This window comes from Clostridioides sp. ES-S-0001-03 (assembly GCF_020676075.1).
In the GTDB taxonomy this organism is placed as follows: domain Bacteria; phylum Bacillota; class Clostridia; order Peptostreptococcales; family Peptostreptococcaceae; genus Clostridioides.
The window spans coordinates 34,583-47,272 of record NZ_JACVWJ010000013.1; the positions used below are offsets into that span (position 1 = coordinate 34,583).

General features: G+C 28.4%; 12 protein-coding genes and 1 pseudogene. 4 read left to right on the forward strand and 9 right to left on the reverse strand.

The features are described from left to right. Positions 1 to 32 precede the first annotated feature (32 nt). From IC174_RS18805 to IC174_RS18840, 8 genes and pseudogenes are all read right to left on the reverse strand, one after another. On the reverse strand, positions 33 to 1,736 hold the full coding sequence (locus IC174_RS18805; RefSeq protein WP_227433634.1) for a methyl-accepting chemotaxis protein: 1,704 nt from the start codon (positions 1,734 to 1,736) through the stop codon (positions 33 to 35). A gap of 41 nt (positions 1,737 to 1,777) precedes the next feature. Further along, positions 1,778 to 2,737 (reverse strand): diguanylate cyclase, encoded by a 960-nt coding sequence (locus IC174_RS18810; protein ID WP_227433635.1) that lies wholly within the window; start codon positions 2,735 to 2,737, stop codon positions 1,778 to 1,780. Between the two features lie 146 nt (positions 2,738 to 2,883). Beyond that, positions 2,884 to 3,390 carry a chemotaxis protein CheW gene (locus tag IC174_RS18815; protein ID WP_227483652.1) on the reverse strand — a complete coding sequence of 169 codons (507 nt, stop codon included), beginning with the start codon at positions 3,388 to 3,390 and terminating at the stop codon, positions 2,884 to 2,886. 40 nt (positions 3,391 to 3,430) lie between these two features. Continuing rightward, positions 3,431 to 3,916: a chemotaxis protein CheD gene (locus IC174_RS18820; RefSeq protein WP_227433637.1), complete on the reverse strand. Its 486-nt coding sequence runs from the start codon at positions 3,914 to 3,916 to the stop codon at positions 3,431 to 3,433. Next, on the reverse strand, positions 3,913 to 4,560 hold the full coding sequence (locus IC174_RS21480; protein WP_413926631.1) for a chemotaxis protein CheC: 648 nt from the start codon (positions 4,558 to 4,560) through the stop codon (positions 3,913 to 3,915). Before IC174_RS21480 ends, IC174_RS18820 begins: the two co-directional genes overlap by 4 nt. Positions 4,561 to 4,594: 34 nt before the next feature. Then, positions 4,595 to 4,957 (reverse strand): response regulator, encoded by a 363-nt coding sequence (locus IC174_RS18830; protein ID WP_227433638.1) that lies wholly within the window; start codon positions 4,955 to 4,957, stop codon positions 4,595 to 4,597. 598 nt (positions 4,958 to 5,555) lie between these two features. Beyond that, the gene (locus tag IC174_RS18835) at positions 5,556 to 6,056 is read right to left on the reverse strand and encodes a GyrI-like domain-containing protein (protein WP_227433639.1); all 501 of its coding nucleotides are present in this window, start codon (positions 6,054 to 6,056) and stop codon (positions 5,556 to 5,558) included. A 127-nt stretch (positions 6,057 to 6,183) separates the two neighbouring features. Further along, positions 6,184 to 7,095 (reverse strand): annotated as a pseudogene (locus tag IC174_RS18840) (helix-turn-helix transcriptional regulator). A 353-nt stretch (positions 7,096 to 7,448) separates the two neighbouring features. On the opposite strand from IC174_RS18840, the gene IC174_RS18845 reads away from it, so the two are divergent. The 4 genes from IC174_RS18845 (at position 7,449) to IC174_RS18860 (ending at position 11,205) form a co-directional block, all read left to right on the forward strand. Continuing rightward, positions 7,449 to 8,300 carry a DUF3100 domain-containing protein gene (locus IC174_RS18845; protein WP_227483653.1) on the forward strand — a complete coding sequence of 284 codons (852 nt, stop codon included), beginning with the start codon at positions 7,449 to 7,451 and terminating at the stop codon, positions 8,298 to 8,300. A 3-nt stretch (positions 8,301 to 8,303) separates the two neighbouring features. Further along, positions 8,304 to 8,774 (forward strand): hypothetical protein, encoded by a 471-nt coding sequence (locus IC174_RS18850; protein WP_227433642.1) that lies wholly within the window; start codon positions 8,304 to 8,306, stop codon positions 8,772 to 8,774. Positions 8,775 to 8,786: 12 nt separating this feature from the next. Continuing rightward, positions 8,787 to 10,097, forward strand: coding sequence for a M20 family metallopeptidase (locus IC174_RS18855; RefSeq protein WP_227433643.1), 1,311 nt, complete (start codon positions 8,787 to 8,789; stop codon positions 10,095 to 10,097). 244 nt (positions 10,098 to 10,341) lie between these two features. Then, positions 10,342 to 11,205 carry a MerR family transcriptional regulator gene (locus IC174_RS18860; RefSeq protein WP_227483654.1) on the forward strand — a complete coding sequence of 288 codons (864 nt, stop codon included), beginning with the start codon at positions 10,342 to 10,344 and terminating at the stop codon, positions 11,203 to 11,205. 376 nt (positions 11,206 to 11,581) lie between these two features. Here IC174_RS18860 and IC174_RS18865 read toward each other — a convergent pair whose 3' ends face one another. After that, complete coding sequence (locus tag IC174_RS18865; protein ID WP_227433645.1) at positions 11,582 to 12,643, reverse strand: GGDEF domain-containing protein; 1,062 nt, start codon at positions 12,641 to 12,643, stop codon at positions 11,582 to 11,584. Positions 12,644 to 12,690 lie beyond the last annotated feature (47 nt).

Here is a 12,690-nt window from a genome sequence, read left to right on the forward strand (position 1 = left end):
TCTATTTTTTCTTATATATAATATTCTATAATCTAAATCCACGATGATTTTCTTATCTCACTTTCTTTTAGATGAAATTTTTCTACTAATTCTTTTAAAATTTGTGCTTGAGCAGACATTTCTTCTGAAGCTGCAGCACTTTCCTCTGCTGTTGCAGAGTTCATTTGAACTACTATTGAAATTTGCTCTATTCCAGATAAAATCTGTGTAATTGCTATCTCTTGACTATGCACAGATGAAGAAATTCCATTAATATAATCAGTAGTTTTTTCTACACCATTTACAACTAAGTCTAATGCTTTTGCAGTTTCTTTTGCAATTTTGACACCATTTTCCACTGTTTTAATAGCTTCTTCTATAAGAATTGCTGTGTTTTGAGCTGCTTTAGCACTTTTTCCAGCCAAAGACCTAACTTCATCTGCAACAACTGCAAATCCTCTACCATATTGGCCTGCTCTTGCTGCTTCAACGGCTGCGTTTAATGCAAGAATATTAGTTTGAAAAGCTATCTCATCTATGGTTTTGATTATCTTTGATATTTCATTTGATTTTTCACTTATTGCCTCCATTGATGTCATCATATCATCCATACATCTACTTCCAAAACCAACTTGTAATGCTGATTGGTCAGATACTTCACATGCAAGACTAGCACTATCTGCACATTGCTTAATTCCATCAGATATCTCATTAATTGTAGAGGCTAATTCTTCTACTGAACTAGCTTGTTCAGTAGCACCCTGCGAAAGAGCTTGTGCTCCTGCTGCTACTTGTTCTGATGCACTTGCAACTTGCTCAGCTGACAGATTTATTTCATAGAAATCATCATTAAAAGAATTTATTATACTTTCTAATGATGTTTTGATTGATTTAAAATCTCCTATAAATTCTTGTTCTATGTCTATTCTTAAATCCCCTTTTGCAATGCTAGTTAATGTACTGTCTATAAGGTCTATATAATTTAATAACATATCTTGCATCTTTTTGACAGAACTTACTAACATTCCTATTTCAGATTTACTTTCTTCAACATCTATACTTGTTCTTAAATCACCCGATGCAATTCTTGAAAAATGTTTTTCTACTTTATTAATAGGAATTACTATCTTTAGTTTTATTACTGCATATTCTATTATTGTTAATATGATTAATAGTGAGAGTATAAATATCGTTCTTAGTATCAAACTTTGTAATTCTTTTTTAACTTCTACAATTTCAGAATTTGAACGAGTAACTACATCCTCTTGAAATTCATCTATTAAAGAATCCATTTTTTCCTGAGATTCTACATATTCGCTACTAAAAATTATACTTTGAGCTAAGCTCTTGTCATTACTTTCAACTGCATTTATAGCACTTTGTTCTTTTGGTACCAAAGAATCAGATATCTCCTTAGCTTCCAAAATTTTATTTGACTCAGTCTTTGTAAGACCAATTTTTTCAAGTTTATTTAAAGCAGATTCTCTTGTTTTTCCATATAGCTCTTTTTCATAGACATCTTTATCCTTTTTTTCACCTGTAAAAACGTACCTTCTTAACATGTCACAAACTTCTCTTGTTGTGTCTTTTATATACTGACTTTCATTTCTCAAATTGTTCATGTCATTGATACTTTTTTCCACTTTTTCAAATGCTTTATAAGATGAAATTGAAGAAAAAATGCCTGCCATAACAGCTAGTACTATAATAATTAGCAATACTATTGCCAATTTGGAAAGCTTTACTTCTCTTTTCATATCTGTACTCCTTTATAAAGTAAGTTTATCAAGATATCAATCTATATCTTCTTTAGTCCATTCATTGTACTTACTACACTGCAATCTTTGCCTAGATTTTTTCCCTCGTACATTGCCTTATCTGCTAGGGATATATTTTCTTCTAATGATATGTTTGAGTTTACCTCTACTACTCCTAATGTAATAGTACATTTTATTTCATTTCCTTTATAGTTAAATTCAAATTCCTTTATTTCTTTGCGAATTCTCTCTGAAAGTATTTTTGCCCCTTCTATTGAAGTATTAGTGAGCATTATCAAAAATTCTTCTCCACCCCATCTTGATACAGTATCAATTTGTCTACAATTCTTTTTAATTATACTTGAGATTACTGTTAGCACAAAATCTCCTGCTTCATGACCATAAGTATCATTAATAACTTTAAAATCGTCAATATCTCCAAGAATAAGAGATACTGTTTCATGACTATATCTATTAATTTTTCTTTGTTCCATAAGCTGATTAATTATATGACGTCTATTGTAAAGACCTGTAAGATAATCCCTTACAACTAATCTATTTAATTTTTCAAGAGAAGATTCCAGTTCATTATTTATTTTTCTTAATTTATCTTGAGATTTTTTGACTTCAATATGAGCCATAACACGAGCTTTTAATTCTGTCATACTAAAAGGTTTTACCATATAGTCTATTGCTCCTACTCCAAAACCCTTTACTACATCTGTATCTGTATTTTTTGAAGTTATAAAAATTATAGGTATATCTTCTGTACGAATATTAGATTTGAGTTCTCTACACAATTCAAATCCAGAATTGTCTGGCAAAATTATATCAAGCAGAATAATGTCTGGTGTACACTCTTTAATACACTCTTTTGCCTCTATTGCATTAAATGCTTTTATGACTTTAAAATTATCTTTTGTAAGTGTTTTATCTATTAAATCGCACATTAGAACACTATCATCAACAACTAAAATTGTTCCTTGTTGCTTATTTTCCATATCCAAACCTCTCTTAAACATAATATATTCAAATTTTAATAATTTAAAATTCTTACACTTAATAATTATACCACTATAGTTCCAAATGTTCTCATTATAATATAATTACAATGTCACTAAATTATATATCTGTGTTACATGATAGTTTAATTGTATTTAAAAAGCAATTCATCTATCAAAAGTTCTTCTCCATCAGTCAAAAGCTTCTTCAAATCTAACAAGGTAATTATTTGATTGTCTATCTCTCCAATACCACTTACAAAATAATCTGAATATTCAAGAGTAACCCTTGGTGGAGGTGATATCTGATTTTCTTCTAAATCTATTATCTCCTCAACTTTATCAACCATAAATCCCACTACTAAATTTTCCAATCCGGCTATTACTATATATACATAATCAGTAGTATTTAAATTATTTTTCCTCAGTCTCAAATGCATATCTATTATCGGGATAATTTTTCCCCTCAAATTTATTATTCCTTTTGAATAGGTTGGAAGTTCTGGAATAAATATGATTTCCTGATTCCCAACAATTTCTATGACTTTTTCAAGTTCAATACCAAAGTTCTGTTCGTCCATTTTAAATTTTAGGTACTTAATCCCCTCATCTACTAACTCATAACCTAAATATGGGTCATCTGGAAATCTCATTTAATACCTCCCCCTTAAATATCTTCTAAATAAAAATAATCTATATTTTCTTCTTTCCTTTATTTATTGAGTCTACAATTAAATCGCCTGTCTCAGTATAAAAGCGTATTGTTCTTCCATAATTCATTCCTGTATCTTCTGCTATTATTGGAATTTTTAAGCTTAAAAGAGTTTTTTTTACTGCTTCAACATTCCTATACCCTATGCTTGCAATTGATGAATTACTATTTCCTAAAAACATCTGGGCTCCTCCAGCTATTTTTGCTTTTATATATGTCCTATTTGCACCTATATGCTCCATAGACTTAATAAGTTCCTTTATTCCTGTGTCAGCAAATTTATATTTATTTTCAATGTGAATAGCATCTTTACTATATGGCAACATAACATGTAACATTCCACCAATTCCTGCTGTTTTATCTATTAAACATACTCCTACACAAGAACCAAGTGCATAAGTAACCAAAACATTTGGTTTATACACTATTTTCATGTCTGCAATATTTACTACTATCTCTCTACTCATACTGATAATCCCAATCTTACTAATATGTCTTTAAGCGAGTCCATTTCTGGAATCATCAATATGTGGCTAATAAAATAATTATCGCTATTTTTAAATTTATTTTCTATAAATAAAATTTTGTCCCCAACATCAGAAAATCTTATCATAGGAACATTCAACACAGCTCCGACCATATCAATACACATATCTGGAACCGAAATACTTATGTTCATGTTTAGCATAGATGCAATAGCATTTACATAAGAACTTGCCATAATATTTCCTATTTCTTTGATTGCAGAAATTTCAATACCTGTAATTTCGTCTAAGAAAGCTTCATCTTTATTAAAAAGAGAATTAAGCATAAGTTTAGTGATTGATTCATCCAACAAAAACATAAACATCCCATTAATATCGCCTTTCATATCAAGTAGAATGCATACAACCTTGTTTTCTGGACCTCCAAGTAAATTTGTAGCTTCATTATATTTAAGTATCTTGACCATGGGTATTAATACTTCTATCTTACTATTTATCATGGATGCAAGTGCAGTAATTGCATTCCCAGAGCCTATATTACCAATTTCTCTAAGAGCATCTATATGAATATTATCAAGTTGTGAATAATTTATAATATAAACCCCTCCCTCTATTGTTACATTTATGTATTTTTACTATATAAAGGTGTATTTACAGCCTTTATTTTAAGGCATTATTTACAACTTTAACCAATGTTTCTGTTTTAAATGGTTTTACTATAAAATCTAGTGCTCCAAGCTTTATAGCTTCCACAATCATATTTTCTTGCCCTATTGCAGAACACATCACCACTTTAGCATTTGAATCCAACATTTTTATTTCCTTTAATACCTCTAGACCATCTTTTTTAGGCATTGTAATATCAAGTAATGTCAAATCAGGCATTTCATCTTTAAACATATTATAAGCTTCTTCTCCATCACTTGCTTCTACTAAATTCTCGTAGCCACTTTTACTCAGAGCTTCTTTAATCATCATTCTCATAAAAATAGCATCATCTACTATTAAAATTTTATTTTCCATAAAACTAACTCCTCCATACTTGTAACAATAAATGCTATTATTTTTCAGTCATTGTTTATACTTACTGACTATTTTCCCTACATAATAAATACATTTCATCTATAAATAAAAGTACATATTCATGCTATACTATATTCAACTTTATTAATACAGTTTATAAATTAAAAAACTTATATATCTATTGTAATATATGTTTTGCATTTTGACGAGTTATTAAAAACATAATCACATAAAAACGTAAAAAACACAAAAACGTAAAAAGTTGTCAAAAACCAATTATATAGATATATAATAAATTGAAAATATTTATATAATATACATCTATTATCGGCTGAACTATAATTAAATTTATATCCTATTATTAATTAATAAATTCTTACATATTGCTAAAGGAAGATTTAAATTATGAACAAAATATTGATTATAAACGATTATAGATAATTTTGTGAACTATTCAAAAATTGTATACTTAAAGAAATCACAATATTATCACTTTTAAAGATAAAATAAAAATTGGGAGTGTATAGTACACTCCCTCATGATTATCAACTTGTTTATTCCTATAATAAGTTTTATATATTAAAATTTATCAATGAATTTATCTTATTCCAATGTAAATATGAACTTCTTGCTTATTCATATCATATGTATTATTTTGATATTCTTCAAAATCACTTATATAAGTTCTATCAAAATCCATTTTCCAAAACTCAAACCAGAATTCTCCTACTGACTTTTGTATATCTCCTGTTATAGTGAATTTTGCATATTTACCACCTGGTATAACTTTGCTTATAACAAACTCTCCACAAATATCTTTTTCATTAAATTCACTTAAGTTGTTGTCCTTATCATCTTCACTATTTACTTCACAACATGCTACAAAGTTATATGGATTTGTAAAATCACCTTGATAGTCTGTATATAAACCTATTGTTTTATCATTTTTTTTACCTTTTATAGCATTATAGATACCCTTCCCCATAAAGCTTTTCCATAATTCACCTATGTCTTTTACTGCTTGTCCGTTGTTATTTGTAGTTTCTTTTGATACACCCACAACTATTTTTTCACTTATATGTACTATTTCATAATCCATACTTTATACCTCACTTTAGCTTTATTGATTGCTTTTGATTATCTGTTTCTTTAATTTAATTATAATTTATAAAATACGACATCTATATGTCATATATTTTAATATAATTAAATTTAGTAATAGTAACTTATAAGGAATACATCTTAAGCATCTCTTTCAATCTATTTATAACATTATCTCTAATGAATTTAGGTTCAAGTACTTCAACACTATCTCCAAAAGATAAGATATATCCATAAATCCACTCTCCAATTGGGAATTCTGCAATTACATCATATGTATTATCTTCATTTTTAGTTATTAAATCATTGTTAAAATCATCAAAAACTCTATAGAGCATCTTTTCCTTAAATCTTAGCCTCAGAGTTACTGTATCTTCTTTAATTATTTTAGAGTCATCTCAGTATGCCTCTTCAATTATCTTTCTTGAAAATATGTCTTCTTTTACTACTAAGTTTTTCATTCTACTGATTCTAAATATTCTAAAATCGTCCTTTAATTTGCAAAACCCATACAAGTACCAAGTCTTACTTTTATACATTAGCTTCATCGGTTCAACAGTCCTATTTGTCTGACTTGAAAAACTATTTACATAATCAACATTTATAGTATTGCGTCTTAAAATAGCATTTTTTATTTTTGTAAATTTATCATCCTCATTAAAATTACTTCCCCATTCAGTAAAATCTATTTCAATCCAGTTTGCAAAATTACTTTCTCCAAATATTGAGCCAATTTTATCTACTACTGAATTTATTTCTGGATACTTTGTTGCTTGTAATGTTTGAAGTGCTATTATTAAACTCTCCTTATCTTCCTTTGACAATATAGTTTTGTCTATAGAATATTCTTCTATTAAAGATATTCCTCCTCCTTTGCCTTTAGTCATATATACTGGTACTCCTGACATAGACAGAGTTTCTATATCTCTATATATAGTTCTTGTAGAAACTTCAAACCTCTCAGCCAATGCTTTAGCAGTAACTAATTTTTTATTTAATAGTATTACTATTATTTCTGTTAATCTATTTATTTTCATCTATTATCACCTACTAAGATTATTATATTTATCTTTATTTTCTATAATTATATTATTTATTTTAAAGCTTTTTATATTTTATTCATACAATATTTAAGTAAATTTTTAATAAATAAATTTATATGTTAATATTTTGAAGTTATGTAATATTTTACATATTTTTTCGTTGACAATGTTAAATTTTTGATTTATCCTTAATTAAGGACATGTTATTGACAGTTCTTAAACTTATTTGAAAAACAATTTTACTATATAATTTTATGTAATTTAGGAAAACGTATTATATTCAAGAAAACGTATTTTCTATTTCAAATTCAAATAAGTACAATATTTATTTTTTTAGGGAGGCAATCATGGAAATTAATAAAAAACACTTTATTCAAGTCTTTTTAACTTGCTTAATCTTAGTAGTAGTATGTGAATTTATAGGACAAAGAACATTAGCTATTGGCTCAGCTTCTATAATACTATTTCCAATGCTTTATGCAGTTATAATCGGACTTATAATAACACCTGACTTATTAGGCAAAAAAATTAAAGCACTTAAAAAAGTTATTGGAGAAAAAGAAATCAATATTGCTGGTGAAGTTGTTGGAATTGCGCTAGTAATGCTTGGTATAAAATATGGGACTACAGTTGGCCCAAACATCGATAAGATAATTCAAGCTGGACCTGCATTTCTTGCTCAAGAATTTGGTCACATACTTGCACCAATAGTTGCATTGCCTCTTGCATTAATATTTGGTATGAAAAGAGAAGCTATTGGAGCTACTGCAAGTATAAGCCGTGAACCATCTTTAGGAGTTATATCTGAAAAATATGGGATAAATTCTCCAGAAGGTAGTGGCGTACTTGGTACATATTTAATGGGTACAGTTCTTGGTACTATATATTTTAGCGTATTAGGCTCAGTCTCAATTTATAGTGGCCTTCATCCATATGCTTTAGGAATGGCTTGTGGTGTTGGTAGTGGAAGTATGATGACTGCTGCTGCTGGCTCACTTTCTACCATGGTACCTCCAGAAATGGCAGATACAATACTTGCCTATGCAGCAACAAGTAATATGATGTCTAGTATAACAGGAATTATATTCTTGGTCTTTGTATCTTTACCATTTACTAATTTTATGTACAAAATTTTAGAACCTAAATTTTCAAGAAGTAAAAAAACTGACAAAACAAAAACTACAAAAGGAGAGTGCTAATAAATGTTTGCTAATTTAGATTTAAAGAAAAGTTCATATCAATTATTGGTTATGTCTATTATTGGAGTTATAATTCTTATAGGACAAAGAATTAGTGTTGGTACATCTATAGTAACAGCTTTTCCTGGAATGGTAATGTTAATATTAGCTGCTATGGCTGCTATGATTATAAAGGATTTATTTCCTAAATCAATATTTCCTGCTTTTGGATTTGCAACTATAATAGGTCTTTTACTTAGTATGCCATATAGCCCAACATCTGAAGTATTCTTAACTAACACTAATAATATTAATTTTATGGCTATAACAACTCCTCTATTAGCTTTTGCAGGAATTTCTGTTGGAAACAAAATAGAAGCTTTAAAGGAAATGTCATGGAAAATAGTTATAATATCACTTGTTGTCTTTACAACTATATTCTTTGCATGTGCAAGTATAGCTCATATAGTTTTAAGTATTCAAGGTAAAATATAGGAGGAACTTATTATGAATAAAGAACAATTAAAATCTCTAGTAATAAAGACTATCGATGAAAATAAAGAAAAAATATTAGAAATAGGTCATGGAATCTACAAAAACCCAGAATATGGATATAAAGAGTATAAAACTACAGAAGCTGTTTCAAACTTTTTTGAACAAGAACTAAACTTATCTGTCGAAAAAAATATAGCTGTTACAGGATGTAAGGCAGATGCAAATTCTAGTAAAGAAGGTCCTCATATATCTATACTTGGAGAATTAGATGGTATATCATGCAAAGAACACAAAGATTCTAATGAAATAGGTGCATCTCATACTTGTGGACATAACATACAAATAGCTGGAATGTTAGGTGCAGCTATTGGTTTAGTAAAAAGTGGGGTTTTAGAACATTTAGATGGTAAAATATCATTTATGGCTACTCCTGCTGAAGAATTTATTGAATTGGAATACAGGGAACAATTGAAAAAAGAAGGAAAAATAACTTACTTTGGTGGAAAACAAGAACTAATAAAAAGAGGTTACTTTGATGATATAGACATATCTATGATGTTTCACTCTTCAGATTTAGGAGAAGATAAGGCTCTAGTTGGTCCTGAAAGTAATGGCTTTGTCGGCAAAAAAGTTAAATTTATAGGAAAAGAATCTCATGCTGGTTCTGCTCCACATGATGGAATAAATGCTTTAAATGCAGCAATGCTTGCTATAAATAATGTAAATGCACTTAGAGAGACTTTTAAAGAATCTGAAAGAGTTAGATTCCATCCTATCATCACAAAAGGTGGAGATATAGTAAATGTTGTTCCTGCTGATGTTCATATGGAATCATATGTAAGAGCTAGAACTATAAACGGCATGATAGATGCTAATAAAAGAATAAATAAAGCATTGATGGCTGGTGGAATGGCGGTTGGAGCTGATGTTGAAATAACTGAAATTCCTGGGTATCTACCAATATTAAGATACAAAAACCTTGATAACTTATTTAAAAATAACCTTGAAGATTTAGGTTTAAAAGGAAAAATTATTGATGGTGGAGATTTCACTGGTTCATTTGATTTTGGAGATGTATCTCATATAATGCCTACCCTTCACCCTATGATTGGTGGTGTAAAAGGTGCTCTTCATACAAGAGATTTTGAAATAATTGATGAAGACTTAGCTTACATAGTACCTGCTAAGGCTATGGCACTTACAGTTATAGACCTTCTTTTTGATAATGCTAAAGAGACTAAAGGTATATTAGATGCCTTTACACCAGTTATGACTAAAGAAGAATACTTAACATTCTTAGAAAAACACGACAAAACTTTATAGGTCTATTAAGTATTCTTTTTATAATACAAAGGTGGTATATGCTTTAAAAGCTATACCATCTTTTCTTTTCCTTCGTAAAGTCCTCAATATTTATTTAGAAAAAATATAACAAATATATTCATCCTCATGTATAGTAATAGCATACATTAGTAGTTAGAGATAGCATTTACAAATACTGTATATTTCTTATAAAAAAATATTAGCTAAATCTCAATTATTAGGGTACGAAAGAAGGTGAGTTGAAATGATGACATTAAAACAAGTTTCTTCATTAACTGGTGTCAGTATACGTACTCTACAGTTTTATGACGAAGTTGGTTTATTTAAACCTACAAAAATAACTACTGATGGATTACGATTATACGATGATAACGCATTAGAAGTTCTACAAAAAGTTACATTTTTTAAAGAACTTGATTTCACATTAAAAGAAATTGAAGCAATCATGGAAAATCCTCAATTTGATTGTCTAACTGCATTTAAAAATCAACGAGAACTAATCCAAATAAAGCGAGATAGATTAAATGCTCTATTAGAATTACTTAATAAACTTATAAAAGTAGATAAATGTGTGGATTTTAAAGATTTTAATATGAGTGAGTATTTTCATATTTTAACTGATTTCAAAGAATCTCACACTGATGAGATTGTCACACAAACTGAAAGCATTGAAGATTTTGATAAAATAACTTCAGAAATCAAATCATATGAAAATGAAATAGCAAATATGGCAATTAAGCAGTTTGGAAGTCTTGAAAAATACACAAAAGCTATGGAAAATAACTTTCAAAATTTTTTATCTAACAGTACTGCTACTTCTCAATCAGAAGTACTTAACCTTATTAAAAAAGGTGATGATATTACAAGAAAACTTACAAAAAATCTAAGTAAAGATGTTGCATCTTTAGATGTCCAAGAATTAGTTAAAGAACTGATTTCTTTTACTAATAAAATTAATAATGGAATAGATATGGGAGATAATTATTGGCCTATTATGTCTGAAAATTATATATCAAACCCTGTATTTATTGAGGTTAACGATAATAAATATGGAGATGGAGCATCAAAATTTATTGGTCTTGCTTTAAAAGCATACCTTGAAAAATAAAAACTTGATATTACAGTTAGCACTTTATACTATAAATTTGCAAAAAATAGCATTGGTAAACATAATAGATATTTACTGATGCTACTTATTGTAATATTTACAAGGTTACCATTTTTGTAGAAAGCATACAATATTTAGAACGTTGAATTTGAACAGAGTGGCTTCCTGACTCTAGTTATAAATATGTAGAAAATATTTCAGATATAGAAGTTTACTTAAATTCATACCTACAAAATGCAGAACATGAAGTCTGGCTTCCAGTTACAAAAAAATCAGAAAAGAAAAATGGCAGTTTCAAAATTCCAGCTGAAACTACCGTTTTTCTTTTTAAAAATTATATATTACATATACATAAAAATCATGATAAAATATTAAATCAGTTTATTCGATAACACCCTTTTCCTGCTTCCTTTGCTGCATAAAGAGCTTCATCTGCCTTACTATATAAATCTTCAAAATTAGCAATGTTTTTATCACAAATTGAACATCCTAAACTAATATGAAATACATAATCATTTTGTGATAAATCTTCCATATTATCTAATGCATCAAATAATTTCTCAAAGCGTATTTTACAATTCTCCTCATTCTTTAAATCCTTAGCATAGATGGCAAATTCATCACCACCTAATCTTAAAACTACACTATCATAGAAAATATTCTTTATATTATCAGCTACAGCTTGTAAATAACGGTCACCTACAATATGACCATAGGAATCATTGATATATTTAAAATCATCTATATCGATAAGAATAAAAGCACCATACTTTTTTTCGTCCATAAGATGTTCAATCATTTCAACACCAGCACCTCGATTATATATACCTGTCAATAAATCAATTTCTGATTTAGTTCTATATTTAATGTAGTTTTCTACACTTTCGATACGGTCATTCAGAATAAAAAAGTTAACACCCACAGATAAAAAATAAAAAGTAACTAAATCAACTAAATCCGCCATAAACATATTTATATCCTTTGCTATAAAGCAACAAATACCATAGATTATAGCAGTTCCTGTTATGTAGAGAGTAATTCTCCATGGTTTATCCAATATGAATAAAGGAAGTACACATATAAAGACCATAATTGTGATTGATGGTTCTGTTTTATCTAGAAAAGTTCCCATCAAAATACCCATTATCATAACTGGAGTTAATGCCAAATAAAAGATAAGCGTTATATGCTGAAAGTGTTTTTTTAAGTAAAATTTAGAAATAATATAAAGAATAAAAAAGTATCCAAGTATAATAAAAAACTCTATATTAAAAGTAACAACTTCTGATAAAATCAATCCAAATACAAACACCATAGCTGAAATAGTGAGTCCTAATAATGACAAACCGCAGAAACATCTATAATTTCTCAATCTAATTTCAGATTTATACAAATTCATCTTCTTTGCTTTAAAATTCTTTAATATTGTTTCTAACATCCTACCTCCCTTGTACATTCCACACTCTTATTCATGAATTATTTTAA